Origin of the sequence: Tardiphaga robiniae (assembly GCF_013359755.1) — a bacterium.
Taxonomy (GTDB): Bacteria; Pseudomonadota; Alphaproteobacteria; order Rhizobiales; family Xanthobacteraceae; genus Tardiphaga; species Tardiphaga robiniae.
On sequence record NZ_JABMCJ010000085.1, the window covers coordinates 297,064 to 317,596 of the forward strand.

General features: G+C 60.8%; 20 protein-coding genes and 1 tRNA gene. 14 read left to right on the forward strand and 7 right to left on the reverse strand.

Annotated features, from left to right (window positions below):
- Positions 1-24 precede the first annotated feature (24 nt).
- The 3 genes from HP556_RS17010 (at position 25) to HP556_RS17020 (ending at position 2,173) form a co-directional block, all read left to right on the forward strand.
- Positions 25-675, forward strand: a complete 651-nt coding sequence (locus HP556_RS17010) for a 3-oxoacid CoA-transferase subunit B (RefSeq protein ID WP_175367828.1) — start codon at positions 25-27, stop codon at positions 673-675.
- A 145-nt stretch (positions 676-820) separates the two neighbouring features.
- The gene (locus HP556_RS17015; RefSeq protein WP_175367829.1) at positions 821-1,885 is read left to right on the forward strand and encodes an AI-2E family transporter; all 1,065 of its coding nucleotides are present in this window, start codon (positions 821-823) and stop codon (positions 1,883-1,885) included.
- A gap of 15 nt (positions 1,886-1,900) precedes the next feature.
- Entirely contained in the window at positions 1,901-2,173 is a 273-nt protein-coding gene (locus HP556_RS17020) for a colicin immunity domain-containing protein (protein ID WP_175367830.1), read from the forward strand.
- A 16-nt stretch (positions 2,174-2,189) separates the two neighbouring features.
- On the opposite strand, the gene HP556_RS17025 is transcribed toward HP556_RS17020, so the two are convergent.
- The 3 genes from HP556_RS17025 to HP556_RS17035 form a co-directional block, all read right to left on the reverse strand.
- Positions 2,190-3,863 (reverse strand): ABC transporter permease, encoded by a 1,674-nt coding sequence (locus HP556_RS17025; RefSeq protein ID WP_175367831.1) that lies wholly within the window; start codon positions 3,861-3,863, stop codon positions 2,190-2,192.
- A 187-nt stretch (positions 3,864-4,050) separates the two neighbouring features.
- Positions 4,051-5,067 (reverse strand): Fe(3+) ABC transporter substrate-binding protein, encoded by a 1,017-nt coding sequence (locus tag HP556_RS17030; protein ID WP_175367832.1) that lies wholly within the window; start codon positions 5,065-5,067, stop codon positions 4,051-4,053.
- Between the two features lie 166 nt (positions 5,068-5,233).
- Entirely contained in the window at positions 5,234-7,534 is a 2,301-nt protein-coding gene (locus HP556_RS17035) for a TonB-dependent receptor (protein WP_175367833.1), read from the reverse strand.
- A 366-nt stretch (positions 7,535-7,900) separates the two neighbouring features.
- Here HP556_RS17035 and HP556_RS17040 point away from each other — a divergent pair, with 366 nt between their 5' ends.
- Both HP556_RS17040 and HP556_RS17045 read left to right on the forward strand, forming a co-directional pair.
- Entirely contained in the window at positions 7,901-8,566 is a 666-nt protein-coding gene (locus HP556_RS17040; protein ID WP_175367893.1) for a response regulator transcription factor, read from the forward strand.
- On the forward strand, positions 8,563-9,897 hold the full coding sequence (locus tag HP556_RS17045) for an ATP-binding protein (RefSeq protein WP_175367834.1): 1,335 nt from the start codon (positions 8,563-8,565) through the stop codon (positions 9,895-9,897). The genes HP556_RS17040 and HP556_RS17045 overlap by 4 nt, the downstream gene beginning before the upstream one ends.
- Positions 9,898-9,902: 5 nt before the next feature.
- Here HP556_RS17045 and HP556_RS17050 read toward each other — a convergent pair whose 3' ends face one another.
- Positions 9,903-10,610: a Crp/Fnr family transcriptional regulator gene (locus HP556_RS17050; RefSeq protein ID WP_175367835.1), complete on the reverse strand. Its 708-nt coding sequence runs from the start codon at positions 10,608-10,610 to the stop codon at positions 9,903-9,905.
- 153 nt (positions 10,611-10,763) lie between these two features.
- Between HP556_RS17050 and HP556_RS17055 the strand changes: the two genes are divergently transcribed.
- Both HP556_RS17055 and HP556_RS17060 read left to right on the forward strand, forming a co-directional pair.
- Positions 10,764-11,207, forward strand: coding sequence for a pseudoazurin (locus HP556_RS17055; RefSeq protein ID WP_175367836.1), 444 nt, complete (start codon positions 10,764-10,766; stop codon positions 11,205-11,207).
- Positions 11,208-11,231: 24 nt separating this feature from the next.
- On the forward strand, positions 11,232-12,440 hold the full coding sequence (locus HP556_RS17060; RefSeq protein WP_175367837.1) for an NnrS family protein: 1,209 nt from the start codon (positions 11,232-11,234) through the stop codon (positions 12,438-12,440).
- A 15-nt stretch (positions 12,441-12,455) separates the two neighbouring features.
- Here HP556_RS17060 and HP556_RS17065 read toward each other — a convergent pair whose 3' ends face one another.
- Positions 12,456-15,716 carry a PAS domain-containing protein gene (locus HP556_RS17065; RefSeq protein WP_175367838.1) on the reverse strand — a complete coding sequence of 1,087 codons (3,261 nt, stop codon included), beginning with the start codon at positions 15,714-15,716 and terminating at the stop codon, positions 12,456-12,458.
- Positions 15,717-16,082: 366 nt separating this feature from the next.
- Between HP556_RS17065 and HP556_RS17070 the strand changes: the two genes are divergently transcribed.
- The 3 genes from HP556_RS17070 to HP556_RS17080 all read left to right on the forward strand — a co-directional run bounded on the left by HP556_RS17070 (position 16,083) and on the right by HP556_RS17080 (position 17,387).
- Positions 16,083-16,454, forward strand: coding sequence for a phasin (locus HP556_RS17070; protein WP_115033036.1), 372 nt, complete (start codon positions 16,083-16,085; stop codon positions 16,452-16,454).
- 270 nt (positions 16,455-16,724) lie between these two features.
- Positions 16,725-17,159: a phasin gene (locus HP556_RS17075; protein WP_068728746.1), complete on the forward strand. Its 435-nt coding sequence runs from the start codon at positions 16,725-16,727 to the stop codon at positions 17,157-17,159.
- 151 nt (positions 17,160-17,310) lie between these two features.
- A tRNA-His gene (locus HP556_RS17080) sits at positions 17,311-17,387 on the forward strand.
- Between the two features lie 14 nt (positions 17,388-17,401).
- Here the strand turns inward: HP556_RS17080 and HP556_RS17085 are convergent.
- The gene (locus HP556_RS17085; protein ID WP_175367839.1) at positions 17,402-17,599 is read right to left on the reverse strand and encodes a hypothetical protein; all 198 of its coding nucleotides are present in this window, start codon (positions 17,597-17,599) and stop codon (positions 17,402-17,404) included.
- A 51-nt stretch (positions 17,600-17,650) separates the two neighbouring features.
- Here HP556_RS17085 and HP556_RS17090 point away from each other — a divergent pair, with 51 nt between their 5' ends.
- The gene (locus tag HP556_RS17090; RefSeq protein WP_089266247.1) at positions 17,651-17,881 is read left to right on the forward strand and encodes a hypothetical protein; all 231 of its coding nucleotides are present in this window, start codon (positions 17,651-17,653) and stop codon (positions 17,879-17,881) included.
- 20 nt (positions 17,882-17,901) lie between these two features.
- Here HP556_RS17090 and HP556_RS17095 read toward each other — a convergent pair whose 3' ends face one another.
- Positions 17,902-18,549 carry an SGNH/GDSL hydrolase family protein gene (locus tag HP556_RS17095; protein ID WP_175367840.1) on the reverse strand — a complete coding sequence of 216 codons (648 nt, stop codon included), beginning with the start codon at positions 18,547-18,549 and terminating at the stop codon, positions 17,902-17,904.
- 267 nt (positions 18,550-18,816) lie between these two features.
- Here HP556_RS17095 and HP556_RS17100 point away from each other — a divergent pair, with 267 nt between their 5' ends.
- The 3 genes from HP556_RS17100 (at position 18,817) to HP556_RS17110 (ending at position 20,504) form a co-directional block, all read left to right on the forward strand.
- Entirely contained in the window at positions 18,817-19,068 is a 252-nt protein-coding gene (locus HP556_RS17100; protein ID WP_246297775.1) for a hypothetical protein, read from the forward strand.
- Positions 19,069-19,242: 174 nt separating this feature from the next.
- Positions 19,243-19,614: a hypothetical protein gene (locus tag HP556_RS17105; RefSeq protein ID WP_210269213.1), complete on the forward strand. Its 372-nt coding sequence runs from the start codon at positions 19,243-19,245 to the stop codon at positions 19,612-19,614.
- 209 nt (positions 19,615-19,823) lie between these two features.
- Entirely contained in the window at positions 19,824-20,504 is a 681-nt protein-coding gene (locus HP556_RS17110) for a ParA family protein (protein WP_068728738.1), read from the forward strand.
- Positions 20,505-20,533: the final 29 nt, after the last annotated feature.

Genomic DNA, 20,533 nt, shown 5'->3' on the forward strand with positions numbered 1-20,533 from the left:
CAAAAGCAAAAACAGGAGAGAACGATGGCTTGGACCCGTGATCAAATGGCAGCGCGCGCGGCTAAAGAACTGCGCGACGGATATTACGTCAATCTCGGCATCGGTATTCCGACGCTGGTGTCGAACTACATTCCCGAAGGCGTGGACGTTCAGCTGCAGAGCGAGAACGGCATGCTCGGCATGGGCCCTTTCCCCTATGAGGGCGAGGAAGATCCGGACCTCATCAATGCCGGCAAGCAGACCGTCACCGAACTGCCGGAGACCAGCTATTTCTCGTCGGCGGATTCGTTCGGCATGGTCCGTGGCGGCCATATCGATCTGTCGATCCTCGGCGCCATGCAGGTCGCCCAGAATGGCGATCTCGCCAACTGGATGATCCCAGGCAAGATGGTGAAGGGCATGGGCGGCGCGATGGACCTCGTCGCCGGCGTCAAGCGCGTCGTCGTGGTGATGGAGCACTCCGCCAAGGATGGCGCCAAGCTGCTGAAGAGCTGCAATCTGCCACTCACCGGTGAGCGCGTCGTCGACATGGTCGTCACCGATCTCGCGGTGTTCACCATCGACAAGCATGGCAATGACGGCATGGCCCTCATCGAACTCGCCGATGGCGTGACGCTCGATGAGGTGAAGGCCAATACCGAAGCTGAATTCCGGGTCGCGCTGACCAACACCTGAACGATTGCGCATTCCGAACGTTGACATGATGCCCGGCCTCGTGCCGGGCATTCGTGTTAGTATCTGCCCTCTCATCTCTTTAGTTGAGCATGATCTTTCGGAAAACTGGTTTCCACTTTTCCGGGTCATGCTCTAGGAAGCCGACATGCGCGCCAGTCTCGAAGACCGTTTCTTCCTGCTTCTGATCGTCGTGGTCACGTTGGCCTTCGGCTGGATCATGAGCTCGTTCTACAGCGCGATCCTGTGGGGCGTGGTCATCGCGATCATGTTCGCGCCGATGCATCGGCGACTGGAGCGCCGGATGCCGAAGCATCCAAACTCGGCCGCCTTGCTCACCGTGGGATTGATCGTGCTGATCGTGATCTTGCCGCTGACATTGGTTGGCGCATCGCTGGCGCAGGAAGCGGCTGTCGTTGTCGGCAAGATGAAGTCGGGTCAGTTCAATCTCGGCACGTTTCTGCAGCAGATACTCGATGCCGTCCCGCAATGGGCGAGGGGACTGCTGGATCGCTTCGGCGTTGCCAATCTTGGCGGCATGCAGGACAAGCTGACTGAGGGCCTCGTCAAAGGCAGTCAGTACTTTGCATCGCAGGCGCTGAACATCGGTCAGAGCACGTTCGACTTCATCATCAATCTCGGCATCATGCTCTATCTGCTGTTCTTTCTGTTCAAGGACGGCGAAGCGTTGTCGCAGCGTGTGAAGAATGCCATTCCGCTGCGGCCCGAGCTGCGCGATGATCTGATGGAGAAGTTCACGGTGGTGATCCGCGCCACGGTGAAGGGCGGCATTCTGGTGGCGCTGGCACAGGGCGCGCTCGGCGGGTTGATCTTCTGGATCCTTGGCATCAATGCCGCGTTGCTGTGGGCCGTGCTGATGGCGTTTCTGTCGCTGTTGCCCGCGGTGGGGGCTGGCCTCGTCTGGATGCCGGTCGCGCTCTATCTGCTGGCTACGGGCTCGGTCGTTCAGGGTGTGATCCTGATCGCCTATGGATTTCTCGTCATTGGCTTAGTCGACAACATCCTGCGCCCGATGCTGGTCGGTAAGGATACCAAGCTGCCAGACTATCTGGTGCTGATCGCGACGCTCGGAGGTATCGACGCCCTCGGTCTGAACGGTTTCGTTGTCGGTCCCGTGATTGCGGCGATGTTCGTGGCGGCCTGGGCGATCTTCGCAGAGTCTAGAAAGAGTGTGGACAGAGAAGTCGCTTAATCTCGGAGAAGAGCAATGAGCGACGTTTCTCGTGGGTACAGGGACATTATTGAAGCCTATCTCAGTGAGAAAATGGCCATAGGCGATCTCGTTGATGTTTACCTGAGAAAGTTCAAGAGCGACTACCGCAAGATTCCGGATGAGGAATTTTACGTGCTCGATGAAATTTTTGCTTGCCTCGATTGCTTAACAACAGACGTGGATCTGATTGCAGAAAAACCGGATTTCTACCTCAATGAAAATCAACTGAAGGATCACCTAGTCAAAGCTCTCGCGCGGCTTTCGTAAATACCGCAGTCTGGACTTACACTGGCCCGCTAGGCACGTCGGCGAAGCGGGTCAGCCACACGACGGGACCGATGCTCGCAGCGACGATCAGCAGTGCGGCGAGTGCGCCCTCTTCGAAGCTGCCCCTACTGGCATATTGATAGATCGAAGTCGCCAGCGTTTCGACATTGAGCGGTCGCAGTAACAGCGTTGCCGGCAATTCCTTCAGGCAATCCACGAAGACGACGATGACGGCGCCGAACAGTGCCGGACGCAATAGCGGCAGTTGAATCACGCGCAGTGTGGTGATTGCCGGTGCGCCGGCGGCGCGGGCGCTGTCGTCGTAATCGACGGGGATGTGCTCGAAGCCGGCCTTGATGAAACCGGTCGGCACCGCCAGGAACCGGATCACATAGGCGATCACCACGGCGGCGCCAGAGCCGACCATGACAAGCCCGGGCGAAGCGAGACTGAGCCATCCGGCGAGCTTGCTGAATCCATTGTCGATGAACAGCACCGGCGTCAGCAGACCCAGCGCCAGCACCGTTCCGGGCAGCGCATAGCCGGTCTGGGCGACAGCGACCGACAGGTTAGTCAGCCGCGAAGCACGCCAGCGCTGAGCGACGATCACCACGAGCCCGAGAAGCAGCGCGGCTCCCGTGGCAATTGCGGCCAGCGCAATGGTGTGGCCGGCATCGCGCCAAACCGTCGTTTCCATCGACAGCAGACCGCGGCGCAGGCTTTCACGCAGCAGATAGAGCAAGGGCACGGCGAAGCCGAGCAGGGCAGGGATGAGACAGGCGGTGAAAGCAAGCCATCCGCGTGCACCCGTCAAAGGCGTGCGCGGTGCCAACCGCGGATTCTCCGAAGAGAATTCCACGCTGCCTTCGCGGCGGCCGAAGCGCTCGATGGCGATCAGCACCGCGACGATGGCGAGCATGAACAATGACAGCTGCGCAGCACCTGCAAGGCTGCCGCGGTTGAGCCAGGTCGTGAAAACCGATACGGTGAGCGTGCGAATGCCCAGATATTCGCTGGCGCCGATATCGTTCAGCGTTTCCAGCGATACCAGTGCGAGGCCCACAGCGAGGGCGGGGCGCGCCATCGGTAGCGAGACACGGCGGAACGTCGTCCAGCGATCCGCACCGAGTATCTTCGCGGCTTCAGCAAAATCGGCGCTGCGATGCTGGAACATCGCGCGGGCCGAGAGATAGACGTAAGGATACAACACGATGCCGATCACGAAGATGGCGCCGGGCAACGAACGCAGGCTCGGCAGCCACCCGATCGCGCCGGGCAACGACATTGCCGTTGCCAGCGCGCGATGGACGAGACCCAGTGGCTCGAACAGGTCCACATAGACGTAAGCGGCGAGATAGGTCGGAATCGCCAGCGGCAGCGGCAAGAGCCAGAGCATGAGCGTGCGGCCGGGGAAATCGTGCGCCGAGACCAGCCATGCGGTGCCGGCGCCGACTGTGAGCGTAACGATACCGACGCCGATCAGGAGGGCTGCGGTGTCGCGCAGCGCTTGCGGTAATACATAGGCAATCAGATGCTGCCAAAGCTCAGGCTCCGGCTGCAGCGCCAGCAATGCGATGCTGATCACGGGCGCTGCCACGAGGAGTGCGGTGGCAACTGCGACGAGAATCGCGAGCGCTTCGGTGCGGGAAGGCCTCACGGGCGTGCATGCCCACGTGGGCACTCTCCGCATGTCATCCCCGCGAAGGCGGGGATCCATACCCCAAGGAGAAGTAAGTCAGAAATTGCCGTAGCCACAGCGCCCTACCGAGAGTTCGGTGCGTATGGGTCCCCGCCCCGTGTGCGCTGCAGGCACACAGGGCGGGGACAACATACTGATAGGCTGTGCATCATCGCAGCCTACGGAGCAATAGCCGGGCTCAATTATCAAACCCGACCTTGTCCACCAGCGTCGACGCGGCTTTGCGGTTGGCGGCAATCTTGGCGATGGGCATCGGATCGGCATTGAGCTTGCCGTAGCCCGCGATGGTCGGATTGATCGTGATGCCGGCGCGCACGGGATATTCGTAATTGGCGTCGGCATAGACCTGCTGGGCATGCTCGCCGGCGAGCCATTCGATCAGCTTCATGGCATTGGCCTTGTTCGGCGCATGTTTGGCAAGCAGCACGCCGGACAGGTTCACATGGGTGCCGCCGCCTTCGAAGGTCGGCAGGATCACCTTGGTGGCTTCCGCCCACGGCTTCTTGTCGGGATCGGCATTCATCATCAGCGCCCAGTAATAGGTGTTGCCGATACCGAGATCGCATTTGCCGGCTGCAACGTCCCGCGCGGTCTCGCGGTCGCCGCCCGAGGGCTTCTGCGCCAGATTGGCCTTGACGCCGCGCAGCCATTCTTCGGCCTTGGCTTCGCCGTGCTTGGCGACATAGGCGGCGAACAGCCCGTTATTGTAGATGTGTTGGCCGGAGCGGATGCAGATCTTGCCCTTCCACTTCGGATCGGCCAGTTCCTCATAGGTGATGGCGTCCTGCTTGACGCGATCCTTCGACGCATAGACCACGCGGGCGCGCATCGAGATGCCGGCCCAGTGGCCGTCGGGATCACGATATTGCGCCGGCACGACCTTCTCGATCACCTCGGATTTCATCGGCTGCGTCACGCCCGCCTGCACGGCTTCGTCGATCCGGCCGATATCCACGGTGAGCAGTACGTCCGCCGGGCTGTTGACGCCTTCGGCCTTCATGCGTTGCTCGAGGCCCGAGCTCGCGGAGATCACATTGACCTTCACGCCGGTGTCCTTGGTGAAGGCCTCGAAGATCGGCTGCACCAGCTTGGTCTCACGATAGGTATAGACATTGACCTCTTCGGCCGCCTGTAGCGCGGATGCACCGAGGGCAGCGAAGACGACGGCAGTGGCAAGGGCGTGATGCTTCATCATGAAATGGCTCCGGCAAGGGGCATATCTGCAATGTCAGGTGGAATAGCGCAGTGGGCGTTCGAATGTCAGTGACTGAACGTCGCGTGACAAAAGATTAGATTGATTCCAGATTCGAAGGTGGGCCGCAGATAAGCAACGGCTTACCTGCGGCCCGAGATGAGAGATCTTAGAAGTTAGCCGTCACCGAAGCCCGGAACGCACGCGGCGAGCCCGGCGTGATGTTGTTGGCCGCATCGGCGGTGGCGTAGTAGCTGGTATCGAACAGGTTCTCGATATTCAGCTGGGCACGCCACGTCTTGTCGAGCCGGAAATAGACAGCAGCATCGACGCGCGTGAAAGCCTTCAGCTTCACAGTATCATCCGACGTGGCGAAGAAGTCGTCGTAATGGATGACGCCAAGGCCGGCACCCCACATCTCGTTGAACTGATATTTGTTCCACATGGTGAAGGTGTTGAGTGGCACCAGGCCGACGCGGTTGCCCGGGACGATCGTGGCGGAGCTGGCATCGATGATGCGCGCATCGGTGTAAGCGTAGCCGCCGGTGACCTGCCACTGGTCGGTGACATAGCCGGTCAGGCTAAGTTCGGCACCCTTGGTGTTGGTCTTACCGAAGGCTTTAACTTGACCGTTCTCGATGAAACGCTGATTTTCGCGATCGAGATCATAGATTGCGGCTGAGGCCTGCAGGCGCGGATGGATATCCCATTTCACGCCGACTTCATTGTTGATGAATTTCTCCGGCACGGTGACCGCGAGGCTCGGCGTTAGAGAACTAAACTGGTCGCCGGCGCTCGGCAGATACGAAATGCTGTAGCTGCCATAGACAGAGACATTGTCAACCGGCTTGATGATCACGCCGGCGCGGGGCGAGACAAGGTTGTCGACACGGCTCTCCAAAGTGCCGCCCGAGTTGAGGTTCTGCGAGGTGAGGTCGAAACGATCGTAACGAACGCCGCCGATGAACTGCAGGTAGCGGCTGACCTCGATCTGGTCCTGAATATAGACCGATGCGACGTCGAGCGTCGCATAAGCGTTGGTGTCGGTAGCCGCGTGCGGGAATGACCACGGCTCGAAAATCGGCGGGTTGGACGCCGAGACAAGTCGGGTAGGGCTGCCGTTGAACTGGCCGGTGTTGCGGAGGCTGAACGTGTTCTGCCGTCCGAATTCGGTACCGAAGACAATCGTGTGCAGCACGGGGCCGGTATTGGTCTTGTAAGTCCAGTCGGTCTGATTGAACAGATTTTCGCGCTGGGCCAGGTTATTATAAGCCGAGATGGACGCCTGGCCCGAGGAGTCCACGAAGTACGTCGTGGTCGGGAATACGTTCTGGTAGAACTTGTCGTAATTGGCGTAGCGCGACGAATTCTTGACCGAGAGACCGTTGTTGAAGTCGTGGTCGATCACGGCGTTCGCGATGTGGACGTCCTGCTTCGAATAACTCTGGTCCGGATTGCCGAAGAAGGTCGAGGCATTGGTTGCGAATGGCACGGTCGGACGTGCGTTCGTGGGCGCCGGCACCGTGCCTTGCGCCGGGATACCGCGATCCGCGGTGCGATCGTCATGCAGATATTCGTAGCTGAGCTTGACCTTGGTGTCCTCGCCGCGGATCGTCACAGTCGGGTTGATGCCGTAGCGCTCAAGATTGACGAAGTCGCGATAGCTGCCAGAGTTTTCATACATTGCGTTGATGCGCGCCGCGACATTTTCATTTACGGCGCCGCCGGTATCGATGGTGACGCGCTTGTTGTCGAACGAGCCACCCTGAACTGTCACTTCGCGGATCGGAACGCCGTCGGCTTCCTTCTGCACGCGATTGATGACGCCGCCGCCGCCGCCGCGGCCGAAGATCATGGCATTCGGTCCCTTCAGGACCTCGATGCGCTGGGTGTTGTAGAGATCGCGGAAATACTGCACGTCGTCGCGGATTCCGTCGATAAAGAAGTCGGCATTGGTGCGCTGGCCGCGGATGACCACGTCGTCGCGATTGCCTTCGCCCTGATGCGGCACGACGCCCGGCACGTAGCGAACCGCTTCGCCGATGCTGCGGAAATCCTGATCCCGGATGAATTCCTTCGTCAGCACCGTGACCGATTGTGGCACGTTGAGGAGCGCGGTGTTGGTTTTGGTGCCGCTCGAAATATTGCGGGTGATGTAGCCGACCTGGCCGGACTGTGCGTCCTGGGGGTTGACGCTGAGCGGCTGGCGAACCGGCTGCGGCGCAACGGGGCGGGTACGGGCGACACGGCCGGATGCGGCGCGCTGCGGCTGGGCGCGGCGTACGCGCGGTGCGCTGGGAGCGTCGACCTGCACCGGCGGCAATGTCGATGCGCCGGAATTCGCATTCTGTGCAATCGCCGGCTCTGCGATACAAAATCCCGCCGCGATGATGGCCGCCGCGCTCGTCGAAATCAGAAAAGCTTTGCGCGCCGCCGTGCCGCGCTCCCCGATAGAAGTCCTGGAAGTCATTACTACGCCCCTGAAATATTCTCCGCTCATGCAAATGCCGGCGGTCCTTGTGCTTCCTCGGAAACACTTGGACACATCTGCAATTCGGAGTATTAGGCGCGAATTAGATGGCGTTTAGAATAAATCGAACTTCGCGGGATATGCCCAAGGTGTGTGATCTACGCACCAATGGCGTCTAGATAATTTGTAATCGTTCTAAACGAGGAGCGGCGGCTAGCCTGCGCCAAACGATTGGTCACTGGACAAGCGCTGCGATGCGCGTAAGCGCCGCAGTCACCGACACTTGGGATAAGGGAATATCGGGATGCCTCCGATGTTGTCTGACTGACTGGCTTTCCGAATGTCCCGCAGGCACGAGATTGAATGATGCGTGTTCTACTGATCGAAGACGATGCCATGTTCGGCAAGGCGCTGGTGCGCGGCCTGAGCGAGAATGGCATGAGTGTCGACTGGGCGCGCAATGGCCGCGATGGCTTCGCCGCGATGGACCGGTCGGAATATGCGGTAGCACTGATCGATATCGGTCTTCCCAAGATGTCCGGTCTGGACGTGCTCAAGGCGAAAAGGAAAGCCGGTATGACGACGCCGGCCCTTATCATCACCGCGCGGGACGGCGTGTCCGACATGGTGGCGGGTCTCGATCTCGGCGCAGACGATTACATCGTCAAACCGTTTGAATTGCCGGTACTGCTCGCGCGAATCCGTGCAGTCACGCGCCGCGCCAATGGTCGCGTGATATCGCTCATGACGTCTGCGGAGATCACGCTGGATCCATCGACGCAGGTGGCGACGTTCCGCGATATCAAACATCTGCTGTCGGTGCGCGAATTTGCGGTACTGCAGGCTTTGATGGAACGCCCCGGGCAAATCCTGTCGCGCAGCCAGATCGAGAGCCGGATTTACGGCTGGGGCGAGGAAGTCCAGAGCAACGCGGTCGACGTGCTGATCCACGGACTGCGCAAGAAATTTGACAAGGACATTGTCCGCAATGTCCGCGGTGCGGGCTGGATGGTCACCAAGGAGGGCGCATGACGTCGTTGCGAAAGACCGTGATGACTTACGTCACGGGACTGCTCATCTTCGTCGGCGTTGCAGCGGCCATCACGTCGTATTATTTTGTCAAACACGAGGTGAACAGCTTTCAGGACAACGCTCTTCACGAGGTTGCACTTACGGCGGGTATGGTGTTCCGACATGATATTGAGCCGCGGATTGATGCCGAATTGGAAGATCAGCTGGTAATCCAGATCTGGGATCAGTCGAAACAGCCCATTCATCGTTCAGGCCCTTCGGTTGATATCCCGTTTCAGTCGGAACTCGGCTATGCCGATGTGACCGCAGGTGGAGAGCGCTGGCGCGTGTTCAGGTCGCGTGATGCGACGCATGCGATCCAGGTTGCGCAGCGCTGGAGTGCACGTGAGGAAGTTGCCGCCTATGCGGCCGCGGGCGCTGCGGTGCCGTTGATCGCCGCCATTCCGATCGCATGGCTGATGATCTGGTGGGCCGTGAAGCGCGTATTGTCCGGGCTTGGGACACTATCGGCTGATATCGGCCAGCGCAGTGCCGATGCGAAGGACGCGCTAAGTCTGAAAGGCGTTCCGGTCGAAGTCGCTCCGCTGGTGACAGCCATGAATTCGCTGATCGAGCGACATCAGACCGCGCTGGAGACCCAGCGTCGCTTCGTGTCTGACGCGGCACATGAATTGCGGACTCCGCTCGCGGCGCTTCAGATCCAGATCGATAATCTGCGGGCACGGGAGCTCAATGGGCCTGAGCGTGAAATAGCGCAGGATCTGCTCGACGGGATTCGAAGGGCCTCTTATTCGGTCAACCAGTTGATGACCATGGTTCGCGCCGATGCCGGCATCGAAAGCGAAGCCGAGATTGTCGATGCGGAGGCCTTCGTGCGGCTGGTGGTGTCCGGTTTCGTGTCCATCGCCGAAGCAAAGGGCGTCTCACTCGCGATCGAGCCGGGGACGCGTGATGAATTGAATGTTCGTGCCGCCGATCTCCGGCTGATCGTCTCGAACCTGCTCGACAATGCGGTGCGTTACACGCGCGCCGGCGGCGCGGTCAGCATTAAGGCTGACCGCCGAGGCACGGATCTCGTCATCGAGGTGATCGACAGCGGATGCGGAATACCGGAATCCGCCGTGCCGTATCTCTACGACCGCTTCTTCCGTGCGGCGCCGATGGATATCGATGGCACGGGGCTCGGACTGGCGATTGCCCGGACGGCGGCGGATCGTAACGGCTTCAGCCTCGATATCGCAAACCGCGACGATGCTCAGGGCGTCAGGGCTGCCGTCTCGATCCCACTCGGAGAAGTGCCGAACGAAGTCAGGCAGTTCGAAGCCGCGTAACCACGCTATGCGTCATCACCTGGAACGGCATCAGCGAGCGCACGCAATGTCTCGGGTTCGCGCAGCACGATGCGCTGCCGGCTGCTTTCGATCAGCCCGCGCTGTTCCCAGGTGCTGAGCGTGCGGCTCACGGTGAAGACCGTGGCGCCGGTCATTTCAGCGATATCCTGACGGCTCAACTGGAAATCGATCTCGATGCCTTGCGCGGTCTTGCGGCCTGATTGGTTCACCAGTCGCAGCAGGGCGTGAGCAACGCGCTGCTCGACCTGCTGGGTCGACATCTCGACCACGCGCGTATGCGCTTCCTGCAACCGGCTACCGACGGTCTTGAGCGTATTGGCGGCGAGAGCAGGATAGTCGGCAACCAGCCGCGTCCAGATCGTGGTAGGCCACACCAGAACCACGCTGTCATCCACCGCCGTTGCCGTCGCCGGATAAGTCGTAAGCCCCATCGCCTGACCGATCCCGAAGATCTCACCGGTCGCGACATAGCGCACAATCACCTGTTCGCCGGCGGGCGTCATCTTGGTCGCGCGGATATGGCCATGGAGCAGCAGATAGAACGAATGGACGTCCTCGCCCTGCTCGAAAATCACCTTGTTCTTCGGGACGCGGATCGAATGCGCCTCGCGCAGGATCGCCTCGCAGGCTGCGGTGTCGAGACTCTCGAACAGCGGCAGATGCGCGACCATGGAGCTGTCGACTGCCGACATGCGTTCTCCGTCAAATTCCCGTTCCGGCCACTTCTAGACCGTGAATGCCGGCCCCGATCAAGCGGAAGTTTGCGCTGGCGCAATGTCGCTGCCCGGCCATGCGCCTAATTTGGCGCATCCGGCTGAAATGACCGGAGTTTACGGAGAAATATGATGCGCAAGGCTCTTATGCTTGCAACCGCCACCGTCCTTTTCGCTCTGACAGGCGCCGCTGGCGCTGCGGAAGTCGAGGTCAAAATGCTCAACAAGGGCGCCGACGGGACCGCAATGGTGTTCGAGCCCGCACTGGTCAATGTGCAGCCCGGCGATACCGTGAAATTCGTGTCGACCGACAAGGCGCACAGCGTTGAATCGGTTAAAGGCATGCTACCCGCCGACGCGACGCCCTTCGTTGGCAAGATGAGCCAGGACCTCGTGGTGACCTTCGACAAGCCCGGCGTCTACGGCGTGAAATGCGCGCCACATTACGGCATGGGCATGGTGGGACTGGTGGTGGTCGGTGCGCCAACCAATGCGGCCGAAGCCAAGGCAGTGACCCATCCCGGCAAGGCCAAGACAATGTTCGCGACGCTGTTCGAGAAAGTCGCTGCGAAGTAACACGCCCCAAACGGGAGAGTAACGATGACGCTTCTTCGTGTTCGCTCCATCGCCGATTGGCCGTTGCTCTCGGCCGGCTTCCGCCCCTTTTTCCTGCTCGGTGCGTGTTATGCCGGTCTGGCCATTCTGATCTGGATGCCGGCCTTCCATGGCCGGCTGGCGCTGGCCAGCGGCTTTGCGCCGCGCGACTGGCACATTCACGAGATGCTGTTCGGCTTCATGTCGGCCGTTGTCACCGGCTTCTTGTTCACGGCGATTCCGAATTGGACGGGGCGGCTGCCGATCCGTGGTTTGCCGTTGCTCGGGCTGGTCGTCCTCTGGATCGCGGGACGGATTTGCCTGACGTTTTCGGCCTATACCGGCTGGCTCGTGGCGATGCTGGTCGATGTGAGCTTCCTGACGCTGGTCGCCGCCGCTGCAACCCGCGAGATCGCCGCGGGCCGCAACTGGCGCAATCTGCCGGTGGTCGGCATCGTCGCCTTCCTGCTGGTCGGTAACATCGCCTTTCATGTCGAAGCTCATCTTGCTGGCGCCGCAGACGTCAGCATCCGGATCGGCGTCGCGGTCGTGGTGTTGCTGATCTCGCTGATCGGCGGGCGGATCGTTCCGAGCTTCACCCGCAACTGGCTGGTGCGCGAGAATCCCGGTCGGCTTCCAGTGCCGTTCGCGCGTTTCGATATGATTGTCATTGCCATCAGCGCCGCCGCGCTGCTGCTGTGGATCGCGCGCCCCTTTGGCGCATTAACGGGAGTGGCTCTCGCACTGGTCGGCTTGCTGCACATCATGCGTCTTGCGCGCTGGGCCGGCGATCGCACCTCGCGCGAGGGACTGCTGCTGATCCTGCATATTGGTTACGCTTTCGTGCCGCTGGGTTTTCTGCTGAATGCCGCAGCGGCAGCAGGATGGGTCGCGCCCAGCGCCGGCCTGCATGCATGGATGGCAGGTGCGGCCGGCGTCATGACGCTGGCTGTCATGAGCCGGGCAACACTCGGTCATACCGGCCAGGCACTGCATGCCTCACGTACGACGCTGATGATCTATGCCGCCGTCATCGTGGCGGCACTGGCGCGGATCGGCGCCGTGATCGCGCCGGCTTACAGTCCGCCACTGCTCCATGTTGCAGCATTGACGTGGGTCGCGGCCTTTATCGGCTTCGCCGTCTCATTCGGCCCGCTGCTGATCGGTTATCGGAAGCCGCGCCGTTCCGACGCGGCGATGGCGCTCAGTCGCTAAATCGGAGACGGCCACTCAGGCCTTCATCGCCGCATTCGAAAATGCCACCTCGATCAGCGTGCCCGAGCTTGGCGCGGTCTTGATCTGGAAGCGCGCGTTGTTGGCTTCGACGAGGGCTTTGGTCAGCGACAGGCTGACACCCGAGCTCTCCGAAGAATCAGCCGGCGTTGAACTCCGGAACGGCTCCATCGCGGCAGCGAGTTCGTTGTCGTTGAGGCCGTGACCGGTGTCGCGGACGCGCAGCACGATCTCACCGAAGTCCGACAATGCGGTTGAGACGATCACCTGACCGCCGGCATTGGCGAGGTGGATCGAATTGCCGATCAGATTCAGCGTGATCTGCCGCAGCGCACGGGCGTCGGCAACGACCGTCGGCAGCAGATGCGCCAGCGAGGTACGGATGATGATGCGGCCGCGATTGGCCTGCGGCTGCATCACCGCGACGCATTGCTCCACCATCTCGTTGAGGTTCTGCGTGGTGAAAGCGAGGTCGATCTTGCCGGTCTCGATGCGTGACAGATCGAGCAGATCGTTGACGATCGCGATGACGCGTTCACCCGAGGCCCGAATGTCTTTCATGTATTCGACATAGCGCTCGTTGCCGAGTGGGCCGAAGCGCTGGTCGACCATCACTTCCGCGAAGCCGATGATGGCATTCAGCGGCGTACGGACCTCGTGGCTGATCCGCGCCAGCACATCCGCCTTGGCCGTTGCCGCACGATCGGCCTGGCGGCGCGCATTCAGCAGTTCGGTTTCGGTCTTCTTCGTCTGCGTCAGGTCGCGGAACACGGCAAAGAAGTTCGGTCCCTCCGTGCGCGTGCGGCCGATGGTCATCGACAGCGACACGAGGCCGCCGGCGCGCACCTGGCCCAGGGCCTCACGGCCATGATCCATCAGGCTGGCCACGCCGGATTCCTTGACGCTTGCGAGATAGTCCTGCACCACGCGGCGGCTTTCTGCAGCAAACAGGTCGGTCAGATTCCGCTGCGTCAGTAATTCGCCGCTATAGCCGAACAGCGCCTCGGCGCTGCGGTTGCAGGAATTGATATTGCCTTCGGCGTCGAACATGATGACGCCTTCGGCCGTGGTATCGAGGATCGTGGCCAGATCTTCGGCATCGATATGGCCCGCGGGCAATGGCGCGTCCGCAACGGGCGCAGCGATCGTAACAGGGGCGGCGACAGGCTCTGCCTTGGGCGGAGAGAAAATCAGCACATGCGCCGGTTCGTTGTCCCATGAAATCGTGTACAGGCGCGCTTCGGCAGGCACTGTGTTGCCGGACTGGTCACCGCCCGAAATCGTGACGGCGGTGCCGTCATCCGAGGTACTGGCCGCAGACGAAACATCAGCTCCGACATAGAGCGCATCGAGGCCACCTGCTTCTTCCAGTGCGTTCAGGCTTGGATAGTTCATCCGGGCGAGGAAGGCGGGATTGGCGAATAGCAGGCGATCGAGGCGATAGATCAGGACGCCGACCGGCATCAGGTCAAGCAGCACCTTGTCGCGCATCATCTCGCCGCGCGGTGCAGCCGGTGGCGTTGTCAGCCAGGCAGCCTGTGACGCCGCTTCAGTTGGCTGAGACAAGGTCTGAGCAGCCGTCGGTGCATCGTCCGTCTCGCTGTCCGCTTCGGGTGTGTTCGTGCTCGTGATCAGTCCCGTTTCCGACTCAAGCCGCGCCGACAATTGCCGCGCAAGTTCGTTGAAGGCGCTGTTCTCGACAGGCGTCAGTGCCGGCGATCTGGGATCGCCTGGTCGAAATGGCACGACGTTCTCGGGTGGTTGCACGGTGCTGTCCGGTGTGGTTGGCGGTGGTGTCTGTTCTGGTATCGGGTTGGTGGTGAGGGCGATCGGTTCATCGAGACTGTCGCCGACAGGGCCGGCCTGCGCGACATCGGCGGATAATGGTCGGGGCGGTGGATCGCCGATGTGATCATGTCGACGTTGCTCGGCGAGCCGGGTCATTCCATCGAGGTCGCGGCAAACACCGAAACCGCGATAGCCGGTGAAATTGCGCTCGCGATCGAACAGCGGCAGGCCAGAGAGTTCGACAGGCAGGCGGCCACCGCCATCCACCGGCCAGAGCAGCGTGATGCCACTCCATGTCTGCTGCGTGGCCATCGCCTTGACGACGTGGCTGTCGGGATCGAGGTTGAATTCGACTGTGAGATCGTTCCACTTGTGGCCAAAGCCTGCCGCTGTGCGCGGGCCGATCAGGTGGATGAACTCGTCAGAGTTCAGTGTGAAGCGCTTCTCCGCATCGATCTGCCATACGAAACGGAGCGGCGTCGTGCGCGGCTCGATCTCTGGCAGCGCAACGGACGCAGGTTGGTCGGCAACGGCTTCGACGGCGGGCGACTGCGCATCAGTCTCAGTCGGTGCGTCGGCATGTGCGATGGTTTCGGCGATCACCTCTTCGAGATGTACGTCGCGATCGATCTCGGTTTTTTCCGGCTCGATCGGAGCGTCGATGTCGATGGCGTTTTCGCTCGGGTCTTTTGCCCCGGGGGCTTGGTCGAATTCGACGAAGAGGTCGCTCGGCTCTGCAAGGGCGCTCTGTGGTTCAACGCTGCCTTCCGGCTCTGCCGGAGCCTCGAGTTCTTCTTCGCTCGGCGCCGGATGCACAGCGCCCGGCGCGATCAGCGCCACCAGTCCGACATCGGCGCCACTGCCCACGCGCTGCAGTACCATGCGGCCAAAGCCGATAGGCGTTTCGATGCGGCCGTCCTTTAGCGCGCCGTCGCGCGCATGATCGAGGCCGGCATCGGAGAGATTGCGAAAACCAAGCAGCGCCCGAGCCATTTCGTTGGCGCCGACGAACAGGCCGTCGCGTGCAAAGGCGGCGATTGGAGTGTCGATCCCCTCGACGAGATTTTGCAGCCGTTCGACCAGCGGCATGCCGCGGCCACCGAGCGGTTCCGCTGCGACAACGAGAATGCCGCTGCCGCCATCGGGAAATTCAAGTTGCGAACAGGCGCAGGTCATCAAGCTGCCCAGCGCCGCGCCGAAGCCGCGCAGGCGCTCCAGCCGCATTGCGCCACTGGCCGGCAGCCGTGAGCCGAGCTGGGCTATCTGGCGGCGATGGGTATCGGCGGGGCCGAAAGTCCTGGCAAACAGGTCCGCTGCATTACGGGCGCCGAACAGTCGCGCGCCGACCGGATTGGCCCACAGCACGCGGGTGCCGTCGCGCGACCACAGCCAGACCGGCTGGTTGCTGGTGGCATGTACGGCCAGCCGTGCATCGCCAACGCCCCGCAACTGAAAATCCGCATTGTTCATCGGCACTTCATGACTGACTCGTTGGGCGCCCGTCCGGTATCCGCGTCACAGATTGCGGGCCAAACGATGACATCCTTAATAATTCGTTAGTATCGCCCGCGCGGACGCGCAGGTCCACGTCCCCCGCCCATTCCAGCAGGCCAAAGCAGCAATAACGTTAATCCGCTCCGAGGGTTCGGCATTCTGCCGAACGGAGGGGCTGGGCCATGCGTTGGCAGTTGCAAAACAAAAACAAAGGTCCACGATGGGATCGGACGAGGACGGGACGCCGCGTCACATCGGCGATGCCAAGCTCGGCTAGATTGCAGTGGGCGACACGGGAGACGGGGCCGTGGACGGCTTCGTCAATGCAAAATGGAGCGGGACATGACCGACCAATTCGAAATTCCGAAGGAAATGCGCGCAATGGCCGAAGCCAGCTTCGACCAGGCCAAGCAGGCATTCGAGAAGTTTCTGGCCAGCGCCCAGAGCACGGCGTCGTCGATCGAAAACCGCGGTGAGACCGTGCGCGCCGGCGCCAAGGATGTCAGCACCAAGGCCATCGCCTATGCCGAGAAGAACGTCGCCGCGTCGCTGGATTATGCCCAGCAGTTGCTGCACGCCAAGGATCTCGGCGACGTCATGCGGCTCCACAGCGAATACGTGCAGTCGCAGATGAAGTCGCTGGCAGAGCAGGCCAGCGAAATGGGCCAGATCATGAGCCGCGCTGCCATGGACGCCGCCAAGCCCAAGAGCTGACCGGCTCCCTGCGCTCTCCGCTATGCAATCGGCGATTGATGTTTAGCGAGTTCCATGACGTGGGCGCGCATTCGATCCGGGTCTCATGCGATTCTGCGGTGCAATATTCTGTTGCGCCGCACAATTCCGACATGATATTGCGGTAACCACAATGACGCATCGCCGATGGCGATGCCGCTCTGTTTCCCGCCAGCTGATGAAAGGCACCGGTGCCTTCCGCAGCCTCCACGGGTTTATTGATTTCACCCCCCACCACGAAGGATGCACGCTATGGCCGAATCGACCGATCCGTTCTCATCTTCCGTTATCCCGTTCCAGGTGCCGGAGCAGGTCCGCGCATTCGCCGAAAAGGGCGTCTCGCAGGCGCGCGAGGGTTATGCCAAGTTCAAGGACGCTGCCGAGACCCATAACAGCACGGTTGAAGCTGTGTTCGGCACGGCCACCAAGGGCGCTGCCGAATATTCGGCCAAGCTGCTCGACATTGCCAAGACCAACACCAATGCGGGTTTCGACTTCGCCCAGTCGCTGATCGGCGTGAAGTCGCCGTCGCAGGCGATGGAGCTGTGGACCGCTTTTGCGCGCAGCCAGGTTGAAACCTTCACCGGTCAGACCAAGCAGCTCGCCGAACTCGGCCAGAAGATCGCCACCGAGACCGCCGAACCGATCAAGACCGGCGCTTCGAAGCTGTTCCAGCCGGCCGCCTGAGCCGATCGCACCGCCAAATAATCGAAAGCCCGGGCCGCAAGCCCGGGCTTTTGTTTGCGCCAAAAATCATCATCGCGGCCTTGCCAAAGTGATGCGTTGCACCTAGTTTCCCGCCTGTTCGGGACCCCCTGATTTTGGGGCCGGTCAGGATGCAGTTGTAGCTCAGTTGGTTAGAGCGCCTGTTTGTGGAGCAGGAGGTCGGTGGTTCGAGACCACCCAACTGTACCATACAAATCAATCATTTAGCCGATTCGAGCCTGGCCGTTGCTTTGGGCTGCGGCAATGTCTGACTGCTTGGGTCGGGCCGGTAATGCCGGCGCGCCGGTCAGATCATTCAGCGTGCCCACGATCTGCTCGGGGCTGTAGGGCTTGGGCACCAACAGGCCGCCTCCAGCAACTCGACGTCCCAAATGGCCGCGTGCTTCCACCAGGCCGGTCATGGAACTCGATTGCCATCGTTCCGTTGGCTTCCCAACGACAGGGAGGCAATCATGATCGACGCTGATATCAGCAATACCGCTATTGCGATGATGTGCGACATCGCGCGCGCCTCTGGGCCCGATCTCAATGCCGAAAAACGTGCCGTGCTTGATGGGTTGATTGCTCAAGGGCTTGTCGAGGTAATCGATCAAGCCAAGCCGGCAGCGGGGCCGAAATTTAGGATCACGTTGAAAGGGCAGCAGCTCCTTGATGAGCGCGGCGTTGGCGTCAACGAGGCCTGATGCGGGTTTCTGCGTTGCTGCTACTTGCCTTTGCAGAGGACCTCGTTGACCCCGCCGAGAACCGCCTTGGTCCAGATGGCATAGCCGGCATCATTCAGGTGAATGCCATCGGTTGTGTATTTCGCTGGCATGGACGGGATGGTGACAAGGCTCGCGCCAGCATCGCCCGCGATGGTTGGCAGCAACGCGTTGTAGCTGTCGATCGCCCGGTCGTTGATGCGCGCGCTATCGGATTTGCCGGCTTCAACAGGTGTCACCGTCGCGATGGCCATTCGTGGAGCCGTGGATTTTAGCGTCGCGAGCAAAGCGAGATAGTTGGTCCTGTATGAGTCCGCGTTCACAGGGACCGCAGCATCGTTGAGTCCGAGGGAGACGACGACCATGGCGGCCTGCTTCCCGCCAAGTGCTTTTGTCAGCATGGCATCGAGACCGCTCGATGTCGTCGATCCGTCGATTCCGGCATTGACGATGGGCCGACCGCATACGGCACGGGGGAAGGTTGCGCGTTTGACGATACTGTCGCCGAGGATGATGACGGGATCATCGACCTGTTTCAATGCTGCCCTGATCAGAAGTGGGCGCGGCGGCGTCGCGTCATTTCCTTTGGGCCATGCCGTCCAGCCGCACAGTCCCACGAAGCCGATAATGCCAATACGGGTCCAGTTCATGATCGTGGACCGCCCGCGCAGGTTCGGAGTATCGCTTTTGTCTCACTGTTCATCTTGGACCGTCTCTCGCACGAGGTCGCGACGGGGCAACGGCGCCGCGATGTCCGGGAGAAACTACAGGGCCGGCGCGAAGGCAAGCCCGATCCCCGTCACGTCCACCTTGCCAAGCTGGCAATCGTCTCCGACACTCCCACGATAACGTGCAACCAGGGGGGACTAATGTCGGTACGTCCAGGGATTTTGAGCGGGTCGCTTGCCATGTCACTCATGATCGGCGCGTCGTTCTTGGCGACGCCGTCGCAAGCCTATACCGACGATCAGCAACAGCTCTGCACCGGCGATGCCTTTCGGCTCTGCAGTGCAGCCATTCCTGATGTGGATCGCGTGACGGCCTGCATGATCCAGAAGCGGGCGCAATTGAGCCCGGGCTGCGCGCAATTCTTTCGGGCAACGCCGGTCAGCGCGCGCAAACCCGCGGTCAAGTCGCGAAGGGCGAAAAAACCGACTCGCCCGAGCTGATCAGGCTTCGCTTTCACGTGAATGGAAGTTTAGGCAGCGTGCAGAACGGCGTGATCTCGCCGAGTCTCTGCACCGTGACGCCATCGATCGTGGCAAAAAAGTGAACCCGTGACAAACTGACACGTTGGGTATCACGACACGAAACAACATCTCCAAACCAGGAGGAGCGTCATTTTGAGCAGCGAAACCAATATCGACTACAAGGCCGAACTCAATCGGCATTTGGCCTGGTTCGAAACCAAACTTCCGCCCCGACCGGCTCGATTTGTAGGTTGGTTGCGCAAGCCCTCATCGAAGCTCGTGCGATTCCCGCTTGGCATTTTGCTGATTATCGGCGGAATTTTCAGCATTCTTCCTGTACTCGGCCTCTGGATGCTGCCGCTCGGACTCATCCTCATCGCGCAGGATATTCCGCCGCTGGAAAAACCGGTGGCGCAGTTTCTTGGTTGGCTTGAGCGAAAGTGGATCGAACGTCAGCGCGCGAAGGGCATTTCTATCGAAGGTCCGGACTCAACTCGTTCCAACGGCGCTGATAGCAAGATTTGAGCGCCTGACTTGATACCAGAGTGCGACAAAGTGGCGACAAGCGTACTACACCTGACTCATTTCGGGCCTGTTGCGCCGCACTGTGTGACTCAAAAACCAACATTCCAAACAAATCAGGCACATATCCTTGAATTACGCGTAAATATGACTTTAACGAATCAGCAGACTGATTCATTTTCGCCTCCTGGGGTCAATCTGGAGGCCAACATATGAACGTCATAGTTTTCGCATCGCGTAAAGGCGGCTCGGGGAAGAGTACCCTGGCTGCACATCTTGCTGCTCAAGTTCATAAATCAACGAAGCCTTGCTTGCTCATCGACGCGGATCCGCAGGGTTCGTTGACGCTGTGGCACAAGCTGCGGGGAACAAATGAACCGCCGCTGAAGATCGCAAATCGCAGCGTGACCGAAATGGTTGCCGCCGCGAAGCGTGACGGTTTTGAATGGGTGTTCATCGACACGCCGCCGAATACATCGGCTGTGGTCGACGATGCCATCAAGAACGCAACCATGGTGATCATTCCTGCGCGTCCCGGCGTGTTCGACGTCGATGCGGTGCAGGCGACGATCCAGAGCTGCCGTTCGGCCCGTAAGCCCTATGCGGTTGTCATCAACGGTGCGCCGGCACGCCGTGACGATTCCGAAAGCCGTATCGTGACGATCGCCCGCGAAGCGCTCGCCAAGTTCAAGGCTCCGGTGTGGTCCGGTCAGATCACCAACCGTGCAGATCTCCTGCTCGCGCTTGGCAACGGCGAAGGCGCCCGCGAATATCAGGCAGAAGGTCGCGCAGCCAGCGAGATCGGGAAGCTGTGGGCGGCGATCGAACGTTCGATCAAGGCTATTCGTGGCAACGGATCGGCGACCGGCGCGATGCACAAGCAGGCGGCCTGATAGCCGTTCTGCTCTTTTGACCCCAGAAA

Coding starts and splice junctions, on each gene's coding strand:
- HP556_RS17090 (WP_089266247.1), top strand. CDS start 17,651: ATGATCGACGCTGATATCAGCAATACCGCTATTGCGATGATGTGCGAC.
- HP556_RS17045 (WP_175367834.1), top strand. CDS start 8,563: ATGACGTCGTTGCGAAAGACCGTGATGACTTACGTCACGGGACTGCTC.
- HP556_RS17015 (WP_175367829.1), top strand. CDS start 821: ATGCGCGCCAGTCTCGAAGACCGTTTCTTCCTGCTTCTGATCGTCGTG.
- HP556_RS17020 (WP_175367830.1), top strand. CDS start 1,901: ATGAGCGACGTTTCTCGTGGGTACAGGGACATTATTGAAGCCTATCTC.
- HP556_RS17010 (WP_175367828.1), top strand. CDS start 25: ATGGCTTGGACCCGTGATCAAATGGCAGCGCGCGCGGCTAAAGAACTG.
- HP556_RS17060 (WP_175367837.1), top strand. CDS start 11,232: ATGACGCTTCTTCGTGTTCGCTCCATCGCCGATTGGCCGTTGCTCTCG.
- HP556_RS17055 (WP_175367836.1), top strand. CDS start 10,764: ATGCGCAAGGCTCTTATGCTTGCAACCGCCACCGTCCTTTTCGCTCTG.
- HP556_RS17070 (WP_115033036.1), top strand. CDS start 16,083: ATGACCGACCAATTCGAAATTCCGAAGGAAATGCGCGCAATGGCCGAA.
- HP556_RS17110 (WP_068728738.1), top strand. CDS start 19,824: ATGAACGTCATAGTTTTCGCATCGCGTAAAGGCGGCTCGGGGAAGAGT.
- HP556_RS17085 (WP_175367839.1), bottom strand. CDS start 17,599: ATGACCGGCCTGGTGGAAGCACGCGGCCATTTGGGACGTCGAGTTGCT.
- HP556_RS17030 (WP_175367832.1), bottom strand. CDS start 5,067: ATGATGAAGCATCACGCCCTTGCCACTGCCGTCGTCTTCGCTGCCCTC.
- HP556_RS17065 (WP_175367838.1), bottom strand. CDS start 15,716: ATGAACAATGCGGATTTTCAGTTGCGGGGCGTTGGCGATGCACGGCTG.
- HP556_RS17100 (WP_246297775.1), top strand. CDS start 18,817: ATGATCGGCGCGTCGTTCTTGGCGACGCCGTCGCAAGCCTATACCGAC.
- HP556_RS17040 (WP_175367893.1), top strand. CDS start 7,901: ATGCGTGTTCTACTGATCGAAGACGATGCCATGTTCGGCAAGGCGCTG.
- HP556_RS17075 (WP_068728746.1), top strand. CDS start 16,725: ATGGCCGAATCGACCGATCCGTTCTCATCTTCCGTTATCCCGTTCCAG.
- HP556_RS17050 (WP_175367835.1), bottom strand. CDS start 10,610: ATGTCGGCAGTCGACAGCTCCATGGTCGCGCATCTGCCGCTGTTCGAG.
- HP556_RS17035 (WP_175367833.1), bottom strand. CDS start 7,534: ATGACTTCCAGGACTTCTATCGGGGAGCGCGGCACGGCGGCGCGCAAA.
- HP556_RS17025 (WP_175367831.1), bottom strand. CDS start 3,863: ATGCGGAGAGTGCCCACGTGGGCATGCACGCCCGTGAGGCCTTCCCGC.
- HP556_RS17095 (WP_175367840.1), bottom strand. CDS start 18,549: ATGAACTGGACCCGTATTGGCATTATCGGCTTCGTGGGACTGTGCGGC.